This is a genomic window from Calidifontibacter indicus (assembly GCF_003386865.1).
In the GTDB taxonomy this organism is placed as follows: Bacteria; Actinomycetota; Actinomycetes; order Actinomycetales; family Dermatophilaceae; genus Yimella; species Yimella indica.
The window spans coordinates 887757-910582 of record NZ_QTUA01000001.1 but is presented as its reverse complement, the minus strand read 5'-3'; the positions used below and the strand labels follow the sequence as shown (position 1 = coordinate 910582).

Here is a 22826-nt window from a genome sequence, read left to right as displayed (position 1 = left end):
CTAGGCGAATGTCATGCGAAGGTCAGCGGGGCGCCGGTCTTCTCCTGCAATTCCTCCTGGGTCACGCCGTCGACGAGCTCCCGCACGACGAGCCCGTCGTCGGTGACGTCGATGACCGCCAGGTCGGTGATGATGCGCTGCACGACGGCCTTGCCGGTGAGCGGCAGCGAGCACTCCTGCACGATCTTGTGACTGCCGTCCTTGGCGACGTGCTCCATCAGCACGATCACCTTGCGCGCACCGTGCACGAGGTCCATCGCGCCGCCCATGCCCTTGACCATCTTGCCCGGGATCATCCAGTTGGCGATGTCGCCGGCGACGCTCACCTGCATCGCGCCGAGGATCGCCGCGTCGACCTTGCCGCCGCGGATCATGCCGAAGCTGGTGGCGGAGTCGAAGATGCTGGCACCCTTGCGCAGCGTCACGGTCTCCTTGCCGGCGTTGATGAGGTCGGGGTCTTCCTCGCCCTCGTACGGGTAGGCGCCGGTGCCGAGGATGCCGTTCTCGCTCTGCAGCACCAGCTCGACGTCGTCGGCAACGTAGTTGGGCACGAGGGTCGGCAGACCGATCCCGAGGTTGACGTAGTCGCCGTCCTCGAGCTCCTGAGCGGCGCGGGCGGCCATCTGTTCACGGGTCAACGGCATGTCAGGCCTCCTGCGTCTGCGCGGCGTCGCCCGCCGGACGCGGACGGGTGGTGATTCGTTCGATCTGTTTGTCGGCGGCCTGCTCCGGGGTGAGCTCGACGACGCGGTGCACGTAGATGCCCGGCAGGTGCACTTCGTCGGGGTCGATCTCGCCCGGCTCGACGAGTTGCTCGACCTCGGCGATGGTGATGCGGCCGGCCATCGCGCAGGCGGGGTTGAAGTTGCGCGCCGACGTGTTGAACACCAGGTTGCCGTGGCGGTCGCCCTTGAGCGCACGCACCAGCGCGAAGTCGGTGACGATCGACTCCTCGAGCACGTACTCGCGCTCCTGCCCGAAGGTGTCGAAGGTGCGGGTCTCCTTGGCCGGCGACTCCTTGTCGACGCCACCGTCGGCGTCGTACTTCCACGGCATGCCGCCCTCGGCCACCTGGGTGCCGACACCGGTCTGGGTGTAGAACGCCGGGATGCCGGCACCACCGGCCCGCATCTTCTCGGCGAGGGTGCCCTGGGGCGTCAGGCGCACCTCGAGCTCACCGGACAGGTACTGCCGGGCGAACTCCTTGTTCTCCCCCACGTACGACGCCTGCACCAGGCTGATCCGCTTGTCCTCGAGCAGCACTCCGAGGCCCGCACCGTCGACGCCGCAGTTGTTCGACACCACCGACAGGTCGTCGGCGCCCGTGTCGTGCAGTGCCTTGATGAGCACCGTCGGGATGCCGCAGAGTCCGAATCCGCCGACCGCCAGCGACGAGCCGGACGCGATGTCGGCGACCGCCTCCGCAGCGGACGCTACAACCTTGTCCATGTGCGCTCTTCCGTGTTGCTGTCGTGAATGAACGTCGGGCAAGACACGCTCGCCCACCGGCCTCGATGCTATCCACCGTGTGATCGCAGTCACTATGGGCGCCCACCACGGGCGCCAACCCTGCGCACGTGCCGAGCCCACAGCCGTACGCTGGTCGTCATGGCATCGGGAAAGAGAGTCGCCGTGGCACTCGGCTCCGGTGGCGCCCACATCGGCGCCCTGGAAGTGCTCGCCGAACGCGGCCACGAGGTCGTCACGATCGCCGGCACCTCGATGGGCGCACTCGTCGGTAGCTTCGCCGCCTCCGGCCGGATGGAAGTGCTCAAGGAGTGGGCACTCAGCCTGAGCCAACGCGACCTGCTGCGCCTGGTCGACCCGAGTCTCGGCGGCCCCGGCGTGGTGCGGGCCGAGCGCATCATCAACCGCATCGGCGACATGCTCGCGGACTCGCAGATCGAAGACTTCCCGATCCCGTTCACCGCGGTCGCGACCGACCTCGACGGACGCCGCGAGGTGTGGTTCCAGCGCGGTCCCGCCGACGTCGCGATCCGGGCCTCTAGCGCGATGCCCGGCGTCATCCACCCGGTCGTGGTCGACGGACGGATGCTGGTCGACGGCGGCCTCATGAACCCCATCCCGATCGAGCCGACCCGCGCGGTCGCGTCCGACATCACGCTCGCGATCTCGCTGAACGGCGTCCGTCAGTCGCAGGGCAACGCGGAGGCCGTGCCGGTCTCGCCGCTGCGCACGATCATCGGCAGCAGCGAGACCCTCACCCGCGGTGCACGGCGCGTGCGCAAGAGCACCAACGAGATCCTCGAGACCGCGACCATGCAACGCCTGTCCGCGAGGCTGGTCGCCAATCGCGCTGCGCAGGAAGACGATCCGGACGCCGACCCGCTCCAACGGTTGCTCGGCACCCGGCTGCCGAAGGACCCGTCGACGATGGAGATCTTCAACCGTTCGTTCGACACGATGTCGTCGCTCGTCGCGCGCTACCGGATGGCCTCCAACCCGCCCGACGTGCTCGTGACACTGCCCTCGGACGCCGCGCGCACCCTGGAGTTCCACCGCGCCGCCGAGATGATCGCCCTCGGCCGACAGCTCACCACCGAGGCACTCGACGCCCAGGGCTTGTGACCCTCCCCCGCAAAAACTGCAGTTCCAGACAGACGTTCCTGTTGCAACCGCAGCGTCTGCCGGCAACCGCAGCGTTTGCGGGAGGGGTGGGCTCGCGGGAGGGGCGTCAGCGGCCGGTGCCGAGGTGCACCGCGAGCCACTCCACGAGCGAGCGGCCGTCACGCCAGTCGGACACGATGCGTCCCAACAGATCGGGCGTGTGCACGAACGGCTCGAAGCCGTACTCCTTCGACAGCGACATCGTCTTGTGCCGCAGTAGCGCGATCCGCGGGTTGTCGACGCTGTAACCGCGCGGCGCCGTCTTCACCGTGTCGCCGCCGAGCGTCCACCCGTAGCGCTGCAGGTCGCCGACGAGCCGCTCCAGCGACACCCCGTCGGGACCGTCGATCACCTTGCGCAACAACGCAAGTCGGGTCGGCGACGCGTCGTAGAACCCGACGCCGACCATCACCCCGGCCGCGGACAACTGCACGTACCAGCCGGTGGCCTCGGCCGCGGCGACGTACATGCCCTGGTGGGTCTTGTACGGCGCCTTGTCCTTGCTGAACCGCACGTCCCGGTTGGGCCGGAAGATCTTCGCGTCGCCGAACTCGTCCTCGACCGCCTCGGCGAGCGCCTCGAAGGGCGCCCGCACCGCCGCGTTGTAGACGTCGCGGTGGGCTTCCCAGAAGGCTTTGCTGTTGTCCTGCGCGAGGTCGTCGTAGAAGTCGAGCGCTGCCACCGAGAAACCGTCGAAAGTCACCCAAGGATCGTAGAAGCCCTCGGTGTCGACCACGAAGGAGCCTGCAGACAACATCGCCGGTGGTGGCTACCACCGGACCACAGCGCGAGGCTCACGCAGGCGGGACGCGCGACACCCCCGGCACGAGCTTGCGCAGTGCCGGGGGTGTCAACCGCGAGGAGCACGCAAAAAGCTCAGGCGGTTTCGGGCTCCATGACCGGGCCACCTGCGACCTGCTGGTTCTTGCCACCCCGACCACGCGCCTTCAGCCGACGGTCGACGTACTCGGCCAGCTTGGACAGCGTGTAGTTGATCGCGATGTAGATCAGCGCGATGACGATGATCATCGGCACGATGTTCGTCGGGCCGACCGAGCCGATCTTGCCGCTGTACAGGAGTTCGCCGTAGAGCACGTTGTAACCGAGCGCGGTGTCCTTGACGATGACGACGAGTTGGCTGATCAACGCCGGCAACATCGTGGTGATCGCCTGCGGCAACTGGATCTGACGCAGGGTCCGGGCCGGGCTCAGACCGATCGAGAGGCCCGCCTCACGCTGGCCGTTCGGCAACTGGTCGACACCGGAACGGATGACCTCGCAGACGACCGCGGCATTGTAGAAGACCAGACCGGTGACCGTCGCGATCAGCGGTGCGTTGTCGGACAACGACGATTGCGAGCTGTTGCTGAAGTAGCCGTAGCTGAACAGCATGACCAACAGCACCGGGATGGCCCGGAAGATCTCGACCAACACCGACGCGACCCAGCGCAGCACCTTGATCTGCGACATGCGGGCCAGCGCGAACGCGAACCCGAGGATGCCGGCCAGCACGATCGCGATGACGGCCGCCTTGAGCGTGCCGACCAGACCGTCGAACAGGTAGGGCTTGACGAAGCCACCCCAGTCGGTGAACGGCTTCCACAGCGCCGAGGAGAACTGCCCCTTGTCGTCGAGCCGCTTGTAGACCACGTAGAGGACGGCGAGCAGGATCACCGCTCCGACGCCGGTCAGCATCATGTGCCGGCGGCGCGCTTTCGGCCCGGGTGCGTCGAACAGAACACCCGCACTCATCGCTTCACCGCCAACTTCTTACCGAAGTGCGACACCGCGAGGCCGACCGGAAGGGTCAGCACCACGAAGGTGAGCGCACTGATCATGAACGCCTGGTTGAGCTTGCCCGGATCGGCCTCGGCCACCTTCGACAGCACCGCCGCCATCTCCAGCACGCCGATGGTCACCGCCACCGTGGTGTTCTTGGTGAGCGCGATGAGGGTGTTGCCCAGCGGCACCACCGCGCCTCGGAACGCCTGCGGCAGAACGACTTCCTTGAGCGACTGCCCGAAGGTGAGCCCGATCGAGCGGGCCGCTTCGGCCTGGCCGAGCGGGATCGTGTTGACACCCGAGCGCAGCGCCTCACAGACGTACGACGCGTGGTAGATCACCAGACCGAGCACGGCGAGCCGGAAGTTGTTGGTGGCGAAGTAGTCGGGCGACTTGTCGTCGGCGAGCTTCACCCCGAGCTTGGCCCACAGCACCAGGTTGGTGCTCAGGATGATGAGAGTCAGCGGGGTGTTGCGGAAGATGTTGACGTAGGCGGTGCCGAGGAACCGCAGCATCGGCACCGGTGACATCCGCAGGATCGCGATGATCGTGCCGAGCACGAGGCTGCCGACGGCGCCGGCGAGCGTCAGCTTGATCGTCATCCAGATGGCTGACCACACCTGGTACTGCTCAAAGAGATCGGCCATTACGACCTTCCGTCATCCGAAGGGAGGTGTGGGTGCGGCCGATCACCGCACCCACACCGGAGACATCACGCGCAGGTTTCGAGGTCCGCGTCCTTCGGCGGGTTGGTCTCGGTGTTGTACTTGTAGTCGGCGCCGAGATTTTCCTTCAGGGCCTTCTCCCAGGAGCCGTCGCTGACCATCTGCTTGATCGCGTCGTTGACCTTGGTGCAGGTGTCCTTGTCGCCCTTCTTCAGGCCGACGCCGTACTTCTCGGTGGAGAAGGTGCCACCCACCAGCTTGAACTTGCCCTTGTAGGCGGCCTGGTTGGAGTAGCCGGCGAGGATCGCGTCGTCGGTGGTCATCGCGTCGATCACGCCGTCGTTGAGCGCAGAGGCGCACGCGGAGTAGGTGTCGTACTCCTGCGGGACGAGCGCCGGCTGCTGCTTCTTCAGGTTGTCGACCGAGGTGGAGCCGGTGACCGAGCAGACCTTCTTGCCCTTGAGGTCGGCAACGCTGTTGATCGTGCTGTCGGCCTTCACCAGCACCGACTGACCGGCGACGAAGTAGGGCCCCGCGAACGAGACCTCCTGCTTGCGCTTGTCCGTGATCGAGTACGTCGCGAAGATCATCTTGACCGTGCCGGCCTTCAGCATCGACTCGCGCTGCTTCGACGGCGACTGCACGAAGTCGATCTGGTCTTCCTTGTAGCCCATCTTGCCGGCGACGTACTTGGCGACGGCCACGTCGAAACCGGTGTACTTGCTGCCGTCCTTGAAACCGAGGCCCGGCTGGTCGAACTTGATACCGATCTTGATCTTGTCGCCCGAGCCGGAGCCCGAGTCACTGCCACATGCGGCGAGGGTGAGCGACGCAACAGCCAGCATGGCCACGGCGGACGCGGAACGAATCTTCATTGGTTTCCTCCTGCGAAGGGGCGTTGGCCCCGGTTCGGTAAAACGGTGACGGTCGGTGACGGGTCTGGCCCAGTTCGTCAGTGGGCCAAGATCTTCGAGAGGAAGTCCTTCGCACGGTCGGACTTGGGGTTGTTGAAGAACTCCTCCGGCGTGTCTTGCTCGAGGATCTGCCCGTCGGCCATGAACACGACGCGGTCGGCGGCCCGGCGGGCGAAGCCCATCTCGTGGGTGACCACGATCATCGTCATGCCGTCCTTGGCGAGCTGACCCATGACGTCGAGCACCTCGTTGATCATCTCGGGGTCGAGCGCCGAGGTCGGCTCGTCGAAGAGCATCACCTTGGGCTCCATCGCCAGCGACCGGGCGATCGCGACGCGCTGCTGCTGACCGCCGGACAACTGGGCGGGGTACTTGGCGGCCTGGTGGTCGACGCCGACCCGCTTGAGCAACTCCATCGCGCGTGACTCGGCCTCCTTCGGCTTCTGCTTGCGCACCTTGATCGGGCCGAGCGTGACATTCTGCAAGATCGTCTTGTGCGCGAACAGGTTGAACGACTGGAACACCATTCCGACGTCGGCGCGCAGCTTGGCGAGCGCGGCGCCTTCCTCCGGCAACGGCACGCCGTCGATGGTGATGGAGCCCGACTCGAAGGTCTCCAACCGATTGATCGTGCGGCACAGAGTGGACTTTCCCGACCCGGACGGCCCGAGGACGACGACCACTTCGCCCTTGGTGACCGTCAGGTTGATGTCCCGCAACACATGCAGGTCGCCGTAGTGCTTGTTGACGTCCGTCAGGACGACGAGCGGTTCGCCCTGTTGGCCGCGCTCCTTGCCGAGGTGGGCCTGGCCGGCCTCGGCGGCATTCTCCTCCGTCATGGCGCCTAACCATAGGTCACGGCAGACGCAATGTAATGACAAAGAAAGAACCTGATACCAGGTTGCGTCACAATTGTGACCAACCTGCGGATCGCGCGGTCAGCAGGCGACGAGTTCGGCGATCTGCAGCATGTTGAGCGCAGACCCCTTGCGCAGGTTATCGGCGCAGACGAACAACTCCAGCGATCGAGGGAAGTCGGCCGGCTGCCTCACCCGTCCGACGAACACCGGGTCGGTGCCGACCACATCGACCGGTGTCGGCCACTCCTGCCGCATCGGATCGTCAAGCACCACCACCGAGTTCGACCCTTCGGTGAGGGCACGGACGGCGTCGTCGCGGGTCAGCCGGCGATCGAAGGTGAGGTGCAGGGAGGCCGAATGGGTGCTGACCACCGGCACCTGGACGCAGGTGGTCGCCATCCGCAGATCGGGGGTGTCGAGGATGGTGCGCACCTCCTCGCGGGCACGCAGTTCGGTGCTCGACCACCGTCCGTCGCCGGGGCCGCCGACCCACGGGATGACGTTGAACGCGATGGGCGCAGCGAACGGCGACTCGCTCTCGAGGTCGGACAGGAACCGGCGCACGTCGCCGGCGCTCTGGCCGACCTGGCGGTTGTTCACGAGTTCGGCCACTTCGTCGTAGAGCCGGTTGACCCCGCGCACACCGGCGTCGGAAACGGCTTGGAAGGTGGAGGCCACGACCTCGCGCAGGTGCCAGCCCTCGTGCAACGTCGCGAGGGTGTTGATCATCAGCAACGTGGTGCCGCTCGGGCTGGCGAGAATGCGCCCGCCCTGACCGCCCGCCCGGTGCGGGTTGATCTCCGGAACCACCAGGGGCACAGCCGGATTGGCGGTATGAGCCCCGGAATTGTCGATGACGGCCGCGCCCTGCGCGGCGATGATGGGCGCCCAGGTGCGGGCGACCGATGCCGGCACCGCCAGGATGCACACGTCGACACCCTCGAACGCCGCCGACTCGATCTCGCGCACCTCGACGTCCTGGCCGAGCGCACGCACGGTGACCCCGTGGGAATGACCGGAGGCGAGCAAGCGCACCTCGCCCCAAACGTCGGGCCGGGTCGGCAGCATCGACAGCAGGGTCTGTCCGACGACGCCGGTGGCACCGACGACGGCAAGGACTGGCTTACGCACGGTCACCGGCGATCACCGACCCGCGGCCACGACCTCCGCGATCTGGACGGTGTTGAGCGCGGCACCCTTGCGCAGGTTGTCGCCGGCGACGAAGAGCACCAGGCCCTTGCCGTCGGGCACCGACTGGTCTTGCCGGATACGACCGACGTACGACGGGTCGGCACCGGCGGCCTGCAACGGCGAGGGCACGTCGGCGAGCTCGACGCCGGGGGCGTCGGCCAGCAGGGCGCGCGCCTCGTCGGGGCTGATCGGCTGGTCGAACTCGGCGTGGATCGACAGCGAGTGACCGGTGAAGACGGGCACGCGCACGCACGTGCCGGCGACCAGAAGATCGGGCAGCCCCAGGATCTTCCGGCTCTCGTTGCGCAGCTTCTGTTCCTCATCCGTCTCCCCCGAGCCGTCTTCGACGAGGCTACCCGCGAGGGCCACCACGTTGAAGGCGATCGGCGCGACGTACTTCTTGGCCGGGCCGAGCTCGACGGCGCCGCCGTCGTGGGCCAACTGCTCGAGCTGGTCCGACTCCGCGCCCTGGCGCACCTGGCCGGCGAGTTCCTCGACACCGGCGAGGCCCGAACCGGACACCGCCTGGTAGGTCGCGACGGTGAGGCGGCGCAGCCCGGCGTTGTCGGACAGCGGCTTGAGCACCGGCATCGCGGCCATCGTGGTGCAGTTCGGGTTGGCGATGATGCCCTTGGCCGGCTTCAGCGCCTCGTCGGGGTTGACCTCGGTGACGACCAGCGGCACCTCCGGGTCTTGGCGCCACGCCGAGGAGTTGTCGATGACGGTCACGCCGGCAGCGGCGAACTTCGGCGCGAGCGTCTTGGACGTGGCCCCACCGGCGGAGAAGATCGCGATGTCGAGGCCGGACGGGTCGGCGGTCTCGGCGTCTTCGACGACGATCTCGCGGCCCTGCCACTCGATCGTGCGGCCGGCCGAGCGCGCCGACGCGAACAGGCGCAGGTCGCCCACCGGGAAGTTGCGTTCGGTCAGGATCTCCAGCACGACGCCGCCGACCTGGCCGGTGGCGCCGACGACGCCGACATTGACCTTCGCTGCGTCGCTCATCGGCCCGTCCCTCCGTAAACCACGGCCTCGCCCTCGGATGAGTCGAGTCCGAATGCGCTGTGCACCGCGCGGACGGCGTCGTCGAGCTGGTCGTCCTTGGTGACGACCGAGACGCGGATCTCGGAGGTGCTGATCATCTCGATGTTGATGCCGTTGTCGGCGAGCGCCTGGAACAGCGTCGCGCTGACACCCGGGTGGGAGCGCATGCCCGAGCCGACGAGCGACAGCTTGCCGACCTGGTCGTCGTACTGCAGCTGGTCGAACCCGATGTCGTCCTTCTCGGCGTTGAGCACCTCGACCGCGCGCTGTCCGTCGCCCTTGGGCAGGGTGAAGGAGATGTCGGTGAGTCCGGTATCGAGCGCCGAGACGTTCTGCACGATCATGTCGATGTTGATCGCCGCGGTCGCGACGGTCTGGAAGATCTTCGCCGCGACGCCCGGGGAGTCCTTGACTCCGACGATGGTGATCTTGGCTTCGCTGCGGTCGTGTGCCACGCCCGCGATGATCGGGTCTTCCACGCCTTCTTCTCCTTGCTTGTCGGCCGACGTGTTGTCGACCACCCAGGTGCCTTCACGATGACTGAACGAGGACCGCACGTGGATCGGCACGTTGAACCGGCGCGCGTACTCGACGCAGCGCAGCATCAGGATCTTGGCGCCCGAGGCGGCCATCTCCTGCATCTCCTCGTTGCTGATGCGGTCGATCTTGCGCGCGCTCGGGACGATGCGCGGGTCGGCCGTGAACACGCCGTCGACGTCGGTGTAGATCTCACACACGTCGGCGCCGAGCGCCGCGGCGAGCGCGACGGCGGTGGTGTCGGAGGCGCCACGGCCGAGCGTGGTGATCTCCTTGGTGGTCTGCGAGACGCCCTGGAATCCGGCGACGATCACGATGTGACCGGCGTCGAGGGCCTCCCGGATGCGACCGGGGGTGATGTCGATGATGCGGGCCTTGCCGTGCACGTCGTCGGTGATGACGCCGGCCTGCGAGCCGGTGAACGACTTGGCGGAGTCGCCGAGGTTGGCGATCGCCATCGAGACCAGCGCGGCAGAGATGCGCTCGCCCGCGGTCAGCAACATGTCGAGTTCGCGCTGCGGCGGCGCCGGGGAGACGGCCGCGGCGAGGTCGTGCAGTTCGTCGGTGGTGTCGCCCATCGCCGAGACGACGACGCACACCTGGTTGCCGGCCTTGCGGGTGTCGACGATCCGCCGTGCGACGCGCTTGATGCTGTCGGCATCCGCCACCGACGAGCCGCCGTACTTCTGGACCACCAAACTCACGTCGGCCTCTCCTTCTTCTGCGCGACCGGTTCGGGCCCGGCCGCTGAGCCTCGTCAATCGTAACGAGCGGTGTTCAAAGGGTGGACAATCGCCCGCGATACGAAACAGTCACGGGAGTTCGATCCGGCTGCGGTGCCTTCCCGGAACATTCATTGGTACACAACGGAACGGAAATCAGCCCCGCAACCTCCAACCGCGAGCCACGGCGCGGCAACCGGTTCTGTGCCACCGCTGGGTAAACAATTGGCGAAATCTCCGAACTGGAGGGACAATCAACAGGTGTCAAGCAATGTGGACAGCGTCGGGGGAACTGCCACAGCCGAACGGACGACGCTCAACCAACAGCACCGCGCCCTTCTTCCCGCGCGGTTCCGAGTCCATCGCGCACCGCGCTGGTGGGTCGAGATCGGCATCCTCGTGGTGCTCAATCTGGTGTACGAGCGTCTGCGCAACCTCGTCCCCTCCCGCGAGGGCGAGGCATACAACCGCGGCCACCAGGTGCTCGACTTCACCCAGCGGCTCACCGGTGACGCCGAACTCCACTTCAACCACTTCGTCGCGAACCACTCGGTGCTGGCGCACATCTTCAACGCCTACTACACCTACCTGCACCTGCCGGTCACCGCGATCACGCTGATCTGGATCTTCCGCGCCCACAAACGCCACTACCGCGCGGCCCGCACCGTGCTGGTCGGCACCACCGTCCTCGGCCTCATCGGTTTCTACCTCTTCCCGATGGCTCCCCCGCGGTTGCTGGGCGGCGCGCACTTCGTCGACACCCTCGTCGCCTTCGGCACCTGGGGTTCGTGGTCGAGCCCGGCGGTCGCCAACCAGACCAACCAGTTCGCGGCGATGCCGAGCCTGCACTGCGCGTGGGCGCTCTGGGTCGGGCTGTGCGTGTTCCGCATCGCCAAGCGTCCGTGGCTGCGCGCGCTCGGGGTGGCCTACCCGGTGATGACGTTCATGGTCGTCGTCGGCACCGCCAACCACTTCATCCTCGACGGCATCGCCGGCGCGGCCGTGCTCGCGACGGCCTTCGCGTTGCAGCGGGTGTTCTTCGGCCGCAGTGCCTTCGCTCCCGCCCCGTTGCGGGAAGATCTGCTCCCCGAGCCGGAGTCGGCGCCCGCCCCGACGGCCTGAAGCGCCGCAGGTGCGGACGGTTGTCAGCCCGAGGCCGTAGGCTCGTGTCGTGTACGAAGGCGTAGTTCAAGACCTCATTGACGAGCTCGGCCGGTTGCCCGGCATCGGGCCCAAATCGGCGCAGCGCATCGCCTTCCACATCCTGCAGGCCGACAGCGCCGACGTGAACCGCCTCGTCGAGGTGCTGCAGACGGTGAAGGCGCGGGTGCGTTTCTGCGACACCTGCTTCAACGTCGCCGAGTCGGAGCAGTGCCGCATCTGCGCCGACCCCCGCCGCGACCGCACCCAGCTGTGCGTGGTCGAGGAACCCAAGGACGTGCTCGCGATGGAGCGCACCCGCGAGTTCAAGGGCGTTTACCACGTGCTCGGTGGCGCGATCGATCCGATGGGAGGCGTCGGCCCCGACGACCTCAAGATCACCGAACTCTTCCGGCGCCTCGGCCAGGAACCCATCGAGGAAGTGCTGATCGCCACCAACCCCAACCACATCGGTGAAGCCACCGCCACCTACCTGGTGCGCTCGATCCGTCCGATGGGCATCCAACTGTCGCGGCTGGCGTCGGGCCTGCCGGTGGGCGGCGACCTCGAGTACGCCGACGAGGTCACCCTCGGGCGCGCCATCGAAGGACGAAAGGTGCTGACGAATGTCTGAGATCTCCGACCTGGGCGCGCTCGCCGTCGAGACGGCCCGCGACGCCGAGACCTTCTCCGCCGGGGTGCGCGAGATCGCGGCGGGCGCCGCGCCCGAGACAGCGATCCCGTTGCTGATGCTGCTGCTGTCCCAGCTGCAGATGAGCGGTGCCCGCCTCGGCGCGGTTCAAGACGTCGTCCCCACCGAGCGGTTCGAAGCCGACCCCGGGCCCGAGACCGACCTCGACGCCTTGCGCACCAGCCTTGCCAACCTGTTCGAGGGCATCGACGACTACACCGACCTCATCGACCCGGTCACGTCGGTCGAACTCGCCCGCGGTGCCATCTCCGACGACCTCACCGACATCGTGCAGGCGCTCGAGCACGGGCTCGTGCACTACCGCGCCGGCCGCACCATCGAGGCCCTCTGGTGGTGGCAGTTCAGCTACCTGTCCGAGTGGGGCGTGCGCGCCGCGGCGTCACTGCGTGCGCTGCTGACGATCCTGCGACACCTGCGGCTCGACGTCGACGACGAGGCGGCCGCCGAGGCCGAGTTCGACGCCCTGCACCCGTAGGTCGTCTGCAGGCTCCTTCGCCGTTCGTGCTCCCACTCCTTCGTCGCTGCGAGCACGAGGCGTCCCGCCTGCGTGGGCCTTCCGCTGTGGTCCCGTTGGCAGCCACCACCGGCGGTTCGCGGTTAATTGGTATGCCGAACGTTTGCGCGACGCGCGACGCAGGCGCCCAACCGCGCAAACTTTCGGGGAGGGTTCAGTTGGTGGCGCGCTCGTTGTAGGCGTCGGCCCGGCGCTGACCCGAAAGCCCGCCGATCGCGTCCATGATCTCGTCGGTGGCCTGGCGGCGGGCCTTGCCCTGCGCGACACCCTCGAACCGCCCGGCGAAATCGATCGGCTCCCCGAACCGCACGGTGAAGCGCTCCCGATGCACCTTGTTCGAGCCGATCGGTTGCACCTTCTGGGTGCCGATGAGGCCGACCGGAACCACCGGCACCCCGGCCGTCAGCGCGAGATGCGCGACGCCGACGTGTCCGCGGTACAGCCGTCCGTCACGTGATCGGGTGCCCTCGGGGTAGATGCCGAAGGCGTCGCCGCGACGCAGGATCTCCAACGCGATCTCGAGCGACTTGGCCGCCGCCTTGGAGTCGTCGCGTTCGACCGGCACCATGCCCATCGAGTTGAACCAGGTGCGGCTCAACGCGCCCTTCAGCCCCGAGCCGGTGAAGTACTCGGCCTTCGCGAGGAACGCCACCTTGCGCGGCGCGACCAGCGGGATGACGAAGCTGTCGATGAACGACAGGTGGTTGGACGCGAGCAGCACCCCACCGGTGCGCGGGACGTTATCGACCCCTTCGACAGTCGCCCGGAACCAGGCCTTGGCGAAGGGAGTGACGACCAAGCGGGTGGTGAGGTAGAGCATCGCTACTCCCTGATGTCCTCGATGACCGTCGCGCCGAGCACGGCGGACATGACCGGCAGACCGACGGCGGCGCCGTCCTCGACATCTTCGTCGTCCATCGATTCGACCGGACCTTCGTCACGGCCGTCGTCATGACTCGAACTGTGGCGCGCGTTGTGGCCCTGGCTGTTGGCCTCGTTGTGCTGCTGCGGCTGCGTGGCGGGGGCCGACGACGCAGTGGCGGACGCCGGGGCGGCAGGTTCGGCCGTGGCCCATGCGGGCGCAGCCGCCGACACCGTCGACCAGTCGCCGGAATTGTCTTCGCGCTGCATCCGCGACATCGCGGCCTGCGCGTCGAGTGCGTCGCTGTCGGCCGAGCGCGCGCCCTGGCCTGTCGGCGCCGGTCGCGGGTCGTCGTCGGCGGCACGCTCCGGTGCCGGCGACTGCTGCGGCGACTGGTGGGGTGCCTGCCCGGCACCCTCGACCGAGCCTCCCGCCTGGCGCACCCGCTGCTGCCACCGCGACCGGATCGCGGCCTGCTTGGCCTGCTCGTCCTCGCCGTGGTCGGCGACCGCGGCATCGGCGCTCGGGCCCCAACCGGAAGACGAACCCTGCGTCTGCTGCCGTTGCTCGATCTGGCCGTCGCTGCCGACCAACCGGGCAACCACCCGCACGTCGAGTCCGAGGGCTTCACGCACCGCCTTGCGGACGATGTCCGGGTTGGGGTCGGACCCGATGCGCTCGACCAAACCAGGACTGCTGCTACCCAGCACCAGCATCGACCCGTCGAAGTCGGCGACGTGGGCGTGCTGGCTGATCAGCGTCCAGGTGACGCGGCGGATCGAGGCGATGCGCTGCAGGATCGAGGGCCACTCGCGGCGCAGTTCCTCGACGCCCAGACCGCCCGGACGGCTCTGCTGGGGCGGCTGTGGTGCAGCCTGCTGTGCTGCGGGTTGCTGAGCCGACTGTTGTGCCGGTTGCTGTGTGTCTTGGGCAGGTCGGTCGGCCGGTTGCTGCCACTGACCCTGCGAACGCGCGTCGGGGCGCTGGTCGGTGCGCTCATCGGGACGCTGCTGCGGGCGCGGAGCACGGGCTTCGTCGGAGTCGCGCGGTTCAGGCCAGGGTTCGTCGTCGGGCTCCGGGGGCGGCGCATCGTCGTAGCGGTCGTGCGCCGGCTGCTGCTGCGGACGGCGCGAGTCGACCTCCGCGGGTTGGCGGCGCTCGGCCGGCTGCTGTGCCGCCTGGCCCTGCTGTGGCGCCTGGCCCTGCTGTGCCGCCTGGCCCTGCTGAGGCGCGTGCTGCTCGGACTGACTCTGCTGCTCTGGCTGCTGCGGGCGGTGCTGTTCGGGCGGCCCGGTCGGCGCGGTCGTGACGGGTGCAGGTGCGGGCGATGCCACCGCCGCCACCGGCGCTGCCGAACCACTTGGAGCCACCGGGGCCGAACCGGCGATGTCCATGCGTCGCTCGAGCCGGTCGAGTCGGGCACCGTAACCGTCTTCACCGGCGGCCCGCGGCAGCAGCACCCGCGCACACATCAGCTCGAGTTGCAGCCGTGGGCTGGTGGCCCCGGTCATCTCGGTGAGCCCGGCGTTGATGATGTCGGCCGCGTACGACAGTCGGCCCGATCCGAAGGCTCCGGCCTGGCTGCGCATCCGTTCGATCTGGTCGCCGGGCAGGCCGCGCAGCACGGCGTCGGCGCCGTCGGGCACGGCCGCGACGATGATGAGGTCGCGCAGGCGTTCGAGCAGGTCTTCGACGAACCGGCGCGGGTCGTGACCCGACTCGACCACGCGGTCGATCTGGGTGAACACCCCCGCCCCGTCGTTGGCGGCGAGCGCATCGACGGTGGCGTCGAGCAGGGCCCCGTCGGTGAAGCCGAGCAGCGCCGCGGCGCCGGCGTAGGTGAGGCCCTCGTCGGTCGAGCCGGCGATCAGTTGGTCGAGCACCGAGAGCGAGTCACGCACCGATCCCCCACCGGCGCGGGTGACGAACGAGAGCACCCCGGGCTCCACGGCGACACCCTCGGCGTCGCACAACCCCTGCATGTATTCGGCCAGCCGGGCCGGCGGCACCAACCGGAACGGGTAGTGGTGGGTGCGGGAGCGGATCGTGCCGATGACCTTCTCGGGTTCGGTCGTCGCGAAGATGAACTTCACGTGCTCCGGCGGTTCCTCGACGATCTTCAGCAGCGCGTTGAAGCCCTGCGGCGTCACCATGTGCGCCTCGTCGATGATGTAGATCTTGAACCGGCTCTGGGCCGGGCCGTAGGACGCCCGCTCGCGCAGGTCACGGGCGTCGTCGACACCGCCGTGGCTGGCGGCGTCGATCTCGATGACGTCGACCGTGCCGGCTCCCTTGCGGGACAGCGCGACACACGAATCGCAGGTGCCGCACGGCGTCGGGGTGGGCCCCTGCTCGCAGTTGAGGCAGCGCGCCAGGATGCGGGCGCTGGTCGTCTTGCCGCAGCCGCGCGGGCCGCTGAACAGGTAGGCGTGGTTGACGCGTCCGGTGCGCAGCGCCTGCATCAACGGCTCGGTGACGTGTTCTTGGCCGATGACATCGGCGAACGTCTCCGGGCGGTAGCGACGGTAGAGGGCTGTGCTCACCCGGCCACTCTATTGCGCGGCACCGACATCCACGACGGCGAAGCTTTTCCATGCCGGTGGTGGCCGCCCAGCCGACCCCGCTGGGAGGCTCACGGAGGCGGGACGGCTCGTCCTGCGAGTGACGAAGGAGCCGCAGGACGAACGCCGAAGGAGCCTCCAGAAATGATAGGACCCCCCGTGCACCTGGAAGAGCTCACCTGCCCTTGCTGCATTCCTGCCCTGGGGGAGTTCAGTGAGGTACCACCACACGAGGGGTCTTCCGACAGCTTAGATCAGACTTTGACGAGCGACCAATCCACGCGCCAGCTGGTCGAGAACGATCCCCCAGCCTCGCTCAGCCGGCCTCAGTGAAAGATCGGTGCTGCTCTGACAGCAGTGATCTTTCACTGGAGCCCGAAGGTGCCCGCGTCCGGCGCACCTTGCCCGCATCGGAGAACGCGACAGCCCCCCGATGCGAGCACCGGGGGGCTGTCCCGCTCAGGAGCGGCAATCCAACAACGCGGAGGATGCGGGATTTGAACCCGCGAGGGGTTTCATCCCCAACACGATTTCCAATCGTGCGCACTAGGCCACTATGCGAATCCTCCAGGCCGGACGAGAATACCGGCGAAGTCGCTCAGGTAGAAATCGGCGCCTCGGGGGCGGGGTCGGCGTCCGCACGGTGGGAGCGGACGGCGACGTCGATCTGGGCAAGTCGGCGCAGCGTGATGAGCAGCTTGTCGCTGAGGACGGTGCCGAGAACGACGGCCCGGACGGCTTCCTGCGGGTCTTCGGGCACGATCGACAGGTCGGTCTGGGCGACCTTGTAGGCGAGGCGGGCGAGGTTGTGGTCGGCGGGGTGCGCGGCGATGCCGGCATCGTTGGCGACCTCGAGTTGGCGTTCGAGCAGGTCGATGAGCCGGTCGTTCGGGTCGTAGATCCAGCCCAGGTCGTCGAGCAGTTCTCGGGCCAGCGGGTGTTCGTCGCGTGGTGCTGCGACCGGCGGCGTCAGCGACTTGTGGGCGGCAGCCATGAGCCCGAGCCGGTCGAGCGTCGGGTCGCTCATCGCCTCGACGACGCCGCGGGTGGCCGCGATCGAGAGCCCGCCGACCTCGGTCAGCACCCGCACCAGTTTGACCCGTTCGACGTGCGACTCGTCGTACTCGGCCTGGGTCTTCGCGCGGGCCTCGCCAGGGTGAAGGACGCGTTCGCGCAGGTAGAACTTCAGCGTTGCGATGGGCATGCCGGTTGCTTCGGACAGCTGCGAAATCCGCAAGCCGAACCTCCTCGGGAGAGGTGTCGTAGGTCACGTGATCCCGACCGGGGAGCCGGCTGGAACCACCGGACGTCTCCCCCGACGGCCGCCAGAACTCTAACAGCGCGATCGTCCTGGTACACAACGGGACGCGCGGTCCCGGCGCGCCGTCCCGACACATGTGCAGGCACGACCCTCGCTCGGCCGGCCGTGGCACAATCGCGAGCGCCGGCTGATTCCGCAAGGGGGGACCAACGCACATGCTGTGGGCACGCACTGTCAACCGCCACGGCGCACGCACCGCGCTGCTCGTCGCGGGTGTGTTGCTGTCCGTCACCGCTTGCAGCAGCGACGAACCGGCGACGAAGACCACCAAGTCGCCCGTCTGCCCGAGTTCGCTTCCGGCCCCCAGTTTCAAGGTCTCCCTGGCGCAGACCTTCCTCAACATCTACAACGCCAGCTCCACCGACGGGCTCGCCTCGCGGGCCGCGTCCGAACTCACCTGGCGCGGCGCGCACGTGCTGAGCACCGGCAACGACCCGAACCCGGACGACCGGCCGGAGCCGAAGGCGGCCGAGATCAGGTACGGCAAGAACGGCAAGCAGGTCGCGCTCAATCTCGCCACCCAGGTGCAGAACGCCGTGCTCTACCAGGACGACCGCACCAACCCGACGGTCGACCTCATCCTCGGCGACGGGTTCAAGTTCGTGCCGGTGCCGCCCCCGGCGGCCGACCGGGTCACCTTGAACGTCTACAACACGACGTTCAAGTCGGGGCTGTCGGGCACGGTGGCGGCCGCGTTGAAGCAGCGCGGCTTCAAGATCGCGCAGACCGGCAACGACCCCGGCGGCGGGTTCTTCCCCGACGACACCGCGATCATCCGGTACGGCGAGCACGGCGAACCGGCCGCCCGCCGAGTGCAGTTGTCGGTCAAGGGTGCCCGTCTGGTGAAGGACGGCCGCAAGGACGAGACGATCGACCTGTTGCTCGGCAGCAAGTTCGAGGATGTGGTGCCGGCGGCGCAGGCCACCCCCACGATCGAGCCGACGGCAACCCGCCCGCCGGGCTGCTGAAACAGCCCACCCGACGGGCGGCGCGGGTCAGCGGCGCCGACGGGCCGTGCCGAAGATGCTGCGCGTGATCTCGCGGCCGAGCACCGTGCCGGCCGAACGCATCATCGACCGGAAGGCACCCGACTGCACGACCTGCTCGACCATGCCCGGCTCCTCCTTGGGCGCCTTCGCCGGCTTCTGCGCGGGCGGGGCGGCCGGTGCCGGGGCAGCCGGGTCGGACGCCTCGGGTGCCGGGGCGGCTTCCATCCGCTTGTTGAGCATCTCGTAGGCCGATTCGCGGTCGATGGCCTCGCCGTACTTCGCGGCCAGCGGCGAGGCCGCGACGATCTGGTCGATCGTGGCATCGGCCGACGGCGCCATCAGCGAGGTGGGCGCCAACATGCGGGTCCAGGCGACCGGCGTCGGCGCACCGCTCTCGCTCAGCACCGTGACGACCGCTTCACCGATTCCGAGCGAGGTGAGCAGCTTCTCCAGGTCGTAGCCGCTGTTGGGAAAGGTGCGGACGGTCTGGGTGAGCGCCTTCTGGTCGTCGGGGGTGAAGGCGCGCAGCGCGTGCTGCACCCGGTTGCCCAGCTGGGCGAGCACCGAGTCGGGGACGTCCTTCGGGGTCTGGGTGACGAAGAAGATGCCGACACCCTTGGAGCGGATCAGCTTGACGGTCTGCTCGATCGCCGACAAGAACGCCTTCGAGGCGTCCTTGAACAGCAGGTGGGCCTCGTCGAAGAAGAACACCAACTTCGGCTTGTCGGCGTCGCCGACCTCGGGCAGGTCGTGGAAGAGGTCGGCGAGCAACCACATCAGGAAGGTGGAGAACAGCTCGGGACGGTCTTGCACCTGCGGGAGCTCGAGGCAGGTGATGACGCCCTTGCCGTCGGCGCCGACCCGCAACAGGTCGTTGGTGTCGAACTCGGGCTCACCGAAGAACGCGTCGGCGCCCTGGTCGGAGAAGGTGATCAGCGACCGCAGGATCACTCCGGCCGTCGCCGACGACAGCCCACCGAGCGACTTCAGGTCGGCCTTGCCCTCGTCGGAGGTGAGGAACTGGATGACGGCCTGGAGATCCTTGAGGTCGAGCAGGGTGAGCCCGCGCTTGTCGGCGTAGTGGAAGATCAGCCCGAGGCTCGACTCCTGGGTGTCGTTGAGCCCCAACACCTTCGACAACAGGGTGGGCCCGAACGATGTCATCGTGGCCCGGATCGGCACACCCTTGCCGCGTCCGCCGAGGGACAGGAACTCGGTCGGGAAGGCGGTCGGCGTCCACTCCTGCCCCAGCGCCTGGGTGCGCTTCAGCAGCTTGTCGTTGGACTCACCGGCGGTGGCGAGGCCGGAGATGTCGCCCTTGATGTCGGCGACGAACACCGGGACGCCCTGATTGGCCAACTGCTCGGCCATCACCTGCAGCGTCTTGGTCTTACCGGTGCCGGTGGCGCCGGCGACCAGGCCGTGGCGGTTCATCATCGCCAGCGGCAGCCGGACGGGGACGCCCGGCTGAGGCTCACCGCCGTGCATCGCAACGCCGAGCTCGAGGGCTGCGCCCTCGAAGCCGTAGCCGGTCTTGATCTGATCGAGCTGGGAAGCGGCAGATTCGGTCACGGCGAAGACTCTAGACCGCAGATCCGACACAGACCTGGCAAAGCGCGCGACATCCGGCGACCTACACTTGCGGCGTGATCTTCAAGGCCGTGGGCGAGGGGCGCCCCTACCCTGATCACGGGTTGCATTCGTTCAAGGACTGGAGCGCGATCGCGCCGCGGCCCGTTCGCCTCGACCAGCTGATCACCACCAAGCGGATGCTCGACCTGGGCCACCTGTTGTCCGAGGACTCCACCTTCTACGGCGATCTGTTCGCGCACGTCGTCGACTGGCAGGGCACCCTCTACCTCGAGGACGGTCTCCACCGCGCCCTGCGCGCCGCTTTGCAGCAGCGTTCGGCCGTGCATGCCCGCGTCCACGTGATGTGATGGGCGCCGTCCTATGAAATACGCACAGTCCACCGGCCGTTCGTACGCCGGCCGCAGGAGGCGGCGGCGTTCGATGATCGTGCTCATCGTCGTCGCCGTCGCCGTCGCGCTCGGCAGCGTCTACGCGGCCGCTTACTTCACCGGTGCGCTACCCGGGTCGAGTCCGCCGGACAAGCCCGCCAGTTGCACACCCACCACGACGACGTACGCGAGTGAGCAGTTCGTGCTCAACGTCTACAACGCGTCCAGCGGGCAGGGGAAGGCGAAGGAGACCGCGCGCGCGTTGAAGGCCAACCACTTCAACGTCGGCGTCATCAGCAACGACCCGTACAAGATGAAGCTGACCTCGGTCGGTCAGATCCGGTTCGGGCCGAAGGGCGAGCAGAACGCCAAGCAGTACGTGCAGAAGCTCGTGCCCGACGCGCAGTTGATGGCTGACGGACGCGACGACGACTCGGTCGACGTCGTGCTCGGTGACGCCTTCCCCGAGATCCCCTCCCCCAGCGCGACGCCGTCGACCACACCGCCCGGCTGCTGAACCTCCCGAAGGAGTCACCTTGTCCGACTTCCCGTTCGGTCGCGCGGTCCAGTCGCGCATCTACTCCGCCGGGGTGTTCGGGCGCACGCCCGCGGTGCCCACCCATGCCGCGACCCTGGAACGGGACGGGTTGAAGGCGATGAGCCCCGCCGCACGCGACTACGTGCAGACCGGCGCCGGGTCGGGCACCACCATGGACAACAACCGTGCGGCGCTCGACGCGCGCCGGATCGTGCCCCGCATGATGCGCGACGTGAGTCGTCGCGACCAGTCGATCTCGTTGCTGGGCAACGATTTCGCGTCGCCGTTGTTCACCTCCCCGATCGGGGTGGCGGAGATGGCGCACGCGGACGCCGACCTAGCCGTCGCGCGCGGTGCGCGGGCGGCGGGGGTGCCGATGATCATCTCCTCGCAGGCGTCCGTGCCGATGGAGCAGATCGCCGCCGAGCTCGGTGATCACCCGCGGTGGTTCCAGCTCTACTGGAGCAACGAGCCGACGATCGTCGAGTCGTTCGTGCGGCGTGCCGAGGCGATCGGGGCCGGCGCGATCGTCGTCACCCTCGACACCACCGTCCTGGGGTGGCGCACGCTCGACCTCGACCGCGCCTACCTGCCGTTCGCCCGTGGCCTCGGCATCGCGCAGTACACCTCCGACCCGGCGTTCCGCGCGCTCGTGGAGGAGCGGGTGGCGTCGGGCGTCACCGCCGAGGTCGACGGACGGCCGACCCCGGAGGCGGTGCGTTCGCTGCTGGCGATCACCCGGCGTTACCCCGGCGGGTTCCGCGACAACCTGCGCTCGCCCTACCCGCGGGCGGCCGTCGCCACCTTTCTCGACGTCTTCTCCCGCACCGACCTGCGCTGGGACGACCTCGGCATCCTGCGGGCGATGACCGACCTGCCGATCCTGGTGAAGGGTGTGCAGTCGGCCGACGACGCGCGCCTGGCGATGGACGCCGGTGTCGACGGCATCATCGTGTCGAACCACGGCGGCCGACAGGTCGACGGAGCGATCGGTTCGCTCGATGCGCTGGCCGCGATCGCACCAGCCGTCAACGCACAGATACCGCTGCTTTTCGACAGCGGGATTCGATGCGGCGCAGACGTTTACAAGGCGCTGGCGCTCGGTGCGTCAGCGGTGGGCATCGGCCGTCCGTGGGTCTACGGCCTGGCCCTCGCCGGCGCCGACGGTGTGCGCGAAGTGCTGGAGAACTTCCGCGCCGAGCTCGACCTCATGATGGCCACCTCGGGAGTCGCGTCGATCGCCGAGATCGACTCCTCGATGCTGGCCTGAGATCTCGCTGCGCGCGGCGGCCGGGCCGGTGGCGGCCAGGTCCGTGGCGGCCTGCTCGGCGACCGGCCGCTCCCACCCGGGGCGACACACCGCTCAGCCCTGCTGCAAGGTCTGGTTGATCCGCACCATGTTCCCGGCCGGGTCACGGAACGCGCAGTCGCGCACGCCGTAGAACTGGTCGGCCGGCTCCTGCAGCACCTCGGCGCCGCTGGCCCGCACATGTTCGAATACTGCGTCGACGTCGTCGACCTTGAAGATCAGCGCACTGAGCAGCCCCTTCGCGGTCATCTCGGCGATGGCCCTCTTGTCCTCGTCGGAGTAGGGCATGCCATCGGGCTGCTGGAGCGTGATCTCCAGCTCGGGCTGGTTGGGGGTGGTGAGGGTCAGCCACCGGAAGCCGTCGTTGCTGACGTCGGTGTTGACGGTGAGGCCGAGCACGTCGCGGTAGAAGGTGAGGGCCTTGTCGGGGTCGTCGACGAAGACGAACGTGTTGGTCAGGGTCAGGGAGGAGAGTGCTGTGTTGTTCATGCCGACAACGCTAGGCACCCGCCGCCGCGGACGCTTCTCGAAAACTGATCACTTGGATTCTCCAGTGGTGGATCGTCGTTGCCCTGA

At 68.1% G+C, this 22826-nt stretch carries 23 protein-coding genes, 1 tRNA gene and 1 other RNA gene; 8 read left to right on the top strand and 17 right to left on the bottom strand.

Annotation, left to right across the window (positions count from 1 at the left end; translation table 11 throughout):
- Positions 1-11: 11 nt before the first annotated feature.
- The gene (locus DFJ65_RS04325) at positions 12-644 is read right to left on the bottom strand and encodes a CoA transferase subunit B (protein ID WP_115921969.1); all 633 of its coding nucleotides are present in this window, start codon (positions 642-644) and stop codon (positions 12-14) included.
- A 1-nt stretch (position 645) separates the two neighbouring features.
- Positions 646-1449: a CoA transferase subunit A gene (locus DFJ65_RS04320; protein WP_115921968.1), complete on the bottom strand. Its 804-nt coding sequence runs from the start codon at positions 1447-1449 to the stop codon at positions 646-648.
- 159 nt (positions 1450-1608) lie between these two features.
- Between DFJ65_RS04320 and DFJ65_RS04315 the strand changes: the two genes are divergently transcribed.
- Positions 1609-2589: a patatin-like phospholipase family protein gene (locus tag DFJ65_RS04315; protein ID WP_115921967.1), complete on the top strand. Its 981-nt coding sequence runs from the start codon at positions 1609-1611 to the stop codon at positions 2587-2589.
- Positions 2590-2695: 106 nt separating this feature from the next.
- Here DFJ65_RS04315 and DFJ65_RS04310 read toward each other — a convergent pair whose 3' ends face one another.
- From DFJ65_RS04310 to DFJ65_RS04275, 8 genes are all read right to left on the bottom strand, one after another.
- Positions 2696-3331: a DUF2461 domain-containing protein gene (locus DFJ65_RS04310; protein WP_115924092.1), complete on the bottom strand. Its 636-nt coding sequence runs from the start codon at positions 3329-3331 to the stop codon at positions 2696-2698.
- 173 nt (positions 3332-3504) lie between these two features.
- On the bottom strand, positions 3505-4380 hold the full coding sequence (locus DFJ65_RS04305) for an amino acid ABC transporter permease (RefSeq protein ID WP_115921966.1): 876 nt from the start codon (positions 4378-4380) through the stop codon (positions 3505-3507).
- Entirely contained in the window at positions 4377-5057 is a 681-nt protein-coding gene (locus DFJ65_RS04300) for an amino acid ABC transporter permease (protein ID WP_115921965.1), read from the bottom strand. The genes DFJ65_RS04305 and DFJ65_RS04300 overlap by 4 nt, the downstream gene beginning before the upstream one ends.
- A gap of 65 nt (positions 5058-5122) precedes the next feature.
- Positions 5123-5950, bottom strand: coding sequence for a glutamate ABC transporter substrate-binding protein (locus tag DFJ65_RS04295; RefSeq protein WP_115921964.1), 828 nt, complete (start codon positions 5948-5950; stop codon positions 5123-5125).
- 77 nt (positions 5951-6027) lie between these two features.
- The gene (locus DFJ65_RS04290; protein ID WP_115921963.1) at positions 6028-6828 is read right to left on the bottom strand and encodes an amino acid ABC transporter ATP-binding protein; all 801 of its coding nucleotides are present in this window, start codon (positions 6826-6828) and stop codon (positions 6028-6030) included.
- 99 nt (positions 6829-6927) lie between these two features.
- A complete protein-coding gene (locus DFJ65_RS04285; protein ID WP_115921962.1) occupies positions 6928-7986 on the bottom strand; it encodes an aspartate-semialdehyde dehydrogenase in 1059 nt (352 codons plus the stop codon).
- Between the two features lie 6 nt (positions 7987-7992).
- Entirely contained in the window at positions 7993-9045 is a 1053-nt protein-coding gene (locus DFJ65_RS04280) for an aspartate-semialdehyde dehydrogenase (RefSeq protein WP_115921961.1), read from the bottom strand.
- Positions 9042-10325: an aspartate kinase gene (locus tag DFJ65_RS04275; RefSeq protein WP_115921960.1), complete on the bottom strand. Its 1284-nt coding sequence runs from the start codon at positions 10323-10325 to the stop codon at positions 9042-9044. The genes DFJ65_RS04280 and DFJ65_RS04275 overlap by 4 nt, the downstream gene beginning before the upstream one ends.
- 279 nt (positions 10326-10604) lie before the next feature.
- On the opposite strand from DFJ65_RS04275, the gene DFJ65_RS04270 reads away from it, so the two are divergent.
- The 3 genes from DFJ65_RS04270 to DFJ65_RS04260 are packed head-to-tail and all read left to right on the top strand — an operon-like array spanning position 10605 to position 12670.
- Entirely contained in the window at positions 10605-11465 is an 861-nt protein-coding gene (locus tag DFJ65_RS04270; protein WP_170143987.1) for a phosphatase PAP2 family protein, read from the top strand.
- Between the two features lie 49 nt (positions 11466-11514).
- Complete coding sequence (gene recR / locus DFJ65_RS04265; RefSeq protein ID WP_115921958.1) at positions 11515-12117, top strand: recombination mediator RecR; 603 nt, start codon at positions 11515-11517, stop codon at positions 12115-12117.
- Positions 12110-12670, top strand: a complete 561-nt coding sequence (locus DFJ65_RS04260) for a DUF5063 domain-containing protein (RefSeq protein WP_115921957.1) — start codon at positions 12110-12112, stop codon at positions 12668-12670. Before recR ends, DFJ65_RS04260 begins: the two co-directional genes overlap by 8 nt.
- A 193-nt stretch (positions 12671-12863) precedes the next feature.
- On the opposite strand, the gene DFJ65_RS04255 is transcribed toward DFJ65_RS04260, so the two are convergent.
- The 5 genes from DFJ65_RS04255 to DFJ65_RS04235 all read right to left on the bottom strand — a co-directional run bounded on the left by DFJ65_RS04255 (position 12864) and on the right by DFJ65_RS04235 (position 17369).
- Complete coding sequence (locus DFJ65_RS04255) at positions 12864-13529, bottom strand: lysophospholipid acyltransferase family protein (protein WP_115921956.1); 666 nt, start codon at positions 13527-13529, stop codon at positions 12864-12866.
- A gap of 2 nt (positions 13530-13531) precedes the next feature.
- Entirely contained in the window at positions 13532-16114 is a 2583-nt protein-coding gene (locus tag DFJ65_RS04250) for a DNA polymerase III subunit gamma and tau (RefSeq protein ID WP_115921955.1), read from the bottom strand.
- A 163-nt stretch (positions 16115-16277) separates the two neighbouring features.
- An RNA gene (gene ffs, locus DFJ65_RS04245) (signal recognition particle sRNA small type) lies at positions 16278-16374 on the bottom strand.
- A 240-nt stretch (positions 16375-16614) separates the two neighbouring features.
- Positions 16615-16701: transfer RNA gene (locus DFJ65_RS04240), tRNA-Ser, on the bottom strand.
- Between the two features lie 29 nt (positions 16702-16730).
- Positions 16731-17369: a MerR family transcriptional regulator gene (locus DFJ65_RS04235; RefSeq protein ID WP_115921954.1), complete on the bottom strand. Its 639-nt coding sequence runs from the start codon at positions 17367-17369 to the stop codon at positions 16731-16733.
- A gap of 239 nt (positions 17370-17608) precedes the next feature.
- Between DFJ65_RS04235 and DFJ65_RS04230 the strand changes: the two genes are divergently transcribed.
- Positions 17609-18421, top strand: coding sequence for a LytR C-terminal domain-containing protein (locus DFJ65_RS04230; RefSeq protein WP_115921953.1), 813 nt, complete (start codon positions 17609-17611; stop codon positions 18419-18421).
- Between the two features lie 27 nt (positions 18422-18448).
- Here the strand turns inward: DFJ65_RS04230 and DFJ65_RS04225 are convergent, their stop codons facing one another.
- Complete coding sequence (locus DFJ65_RS04225) at positions 18449-20014, bottom strand: helicase HerA-like domain-containing protein (RefSeq protein ID WP_245949991.1); 1566 nt, start codon at positions 20012-20014, stop codon at positions 18449-18451.
- 74 nt (positions 20015-20088) lie between these two features.
- On the opposite strand from DFJ65_RS04225, the gene DFJ65_RS04220 reads away from it, so the two are divergent.
- The 3 genes from DFJ65_RS04220 to DFJ65_RS04210 are packed head-to-tail and all read left to right on the top strand — an operon-like array spanning position 20089 to position 22211.
- Complete coding sequence (locus DFJ65_RS04220) at positions 20089-20382, top strand: type II toxin-antitoxin system VapB family antitoxin (RefSeq protein ID WP_115921952.1); 294 nt, start codon at positions 20089-20091, stop codon at positions 20380-20382.
- 13 nt (positions 20383-20395) lie between these two features.
- Entirely contained in the window at positions 20396-20920 is a 525-nt protein-coding gene (locus DFJ65_RS04215) for a LytR C-terminal domain-containing protein (protein ID WP_115921951.1), read from the top strand.
- Between the two features lie 19 nt (positions 20921-20939).
- Positions 20940-22211 carry an alpha-hydroxy-acid oxidizing protein gene (locus tag DFJ65_RS04210; RefSeq protein WP_115921950.1) on the top strand — a complete coding sequence of 424 codons (1272 nt, stop codon included), beginning with the start codon at positions 20940-20942 and terminating at the stop codon, positions 22209-22211.
- Between the two features lie 93 nt (positions 22212-22304).
- Here DFJ65_RS04210 and DFJ65_RS04205 read toward each other — a convergent pair whose 3' ends face one another.
- A complete protein-coding gene (locus tag DFJ65_RS04205) occupies positions 22305-22739 on the bottom strand; it encodes a VOC family protein (protein WP_115921949.1) in 435 nt (144 codons plus the stop codon).
- Positions 22740-22826: the final 87 nt, after the last annotated feature.

What these genes read in the sequence shown, in the direction of transcription:
- DFJ65_RS04325 (WP_115921969.1), bottom strand. Translation starts at nt 644, where the DNA reads ATGCCGTTGACCCGTGAACAGATGGCCGCCCGCGCCGCTCAGGAGCTC.
- DFJ65_RS04320 (WP_115921968.1), bottom strand. Translation starts at nt 1,449, where the DNA reads ATGGACAAGGTTGTAGCGTCCGCTGCGGAGGCGGTCGCCGACATCGCG.
- DFJ65_RS04315 (WP_115921967.1), top strand. Translation starts at nt 1,609, where the DNA reads ATGGCATCGGGAAAGAGAGTCGCCGTGGCACTCGGCTCCGGTGGCGCC.
- DFJ65_RS04305 (WP_115921966.1), bottom strand. Translation starts at nt 4,380, where the DNA reads ATGAGTGCGGGTGTTCTGTTCGACGCACCCGGGCCGAAAGCGCGCCGC.
- DFJ65_RS04300 (WP_115921965.1), bottom strand. Translation starts at nt 5,057, where the DNA reads ATGGCCGATCTCTTTGAGCAGTACCAGGTGTGGTCAGCCATCTGGATG.
- DFJ65_RS04295 (WP_115921964.1), bottom strand. Translation starts at nt 5,950, where the DNA reads ATGAAGATTCGTTCCGCGTCCGCCGTGGCCATGCTGGCTGTTGCGTCG.
- DFJ65_RS04290 (WP_115921963.1), bottom strand. Translation starts at nt 6,828, where the DNA reads ATGACGGAGGAGAATGCCGCCGAGGCCGGCCAGGCCCACCTCGGCAAG.
- DFJ65_RS04280 (WP_115921961.1), bottom strand. Translation starts at nt 9,045, where the DNA reads ATGAGCGACGCAGCGAAGGTCAATGTCGGCGTCGTCGGCGCCACCGGC.
- DFJ65_RS04260 (WP_115921957.1), top strand. Translation starts at nt 12,110, where the DNA reads ATGTCTGAGATCTCCGACCTGGGCGCGCTCGCCGTCGAGACGGCCCGC.
- DFJ65_RS04255 (WP_115921956.1), bottom strand. Translation starts at nt 13,529, where the DNA reads ATGCTCTACCTCACCACCCGCTTGGTCGTCACTCCCTTCGCCAAGGCC.
- DFJ65_RS04230 (WP_115921953.1), top strand. Translation starts at nt 17,609, where the DNA reads ATGCTGTGGGCACGCACTGTCAACCGCCACGGCGCACGCACCGCGCTG.
- DFJ65_RS04215 (WP_115921951.1), top strand. Translation starts at nt 20,396, where the DNA reads ATGAAATACGCACAGTCCACCGGCCGTTCGTACGCCGGCCGCAGGAGG.
- DFJ65_RS04205 (WP_115921949.1), bottom strand. Translation starts at nt 22,739, where the DNA reads ATGAACAACACAGCACTCTCCTCCCTGACCCTGACCAACACGTTCGTC.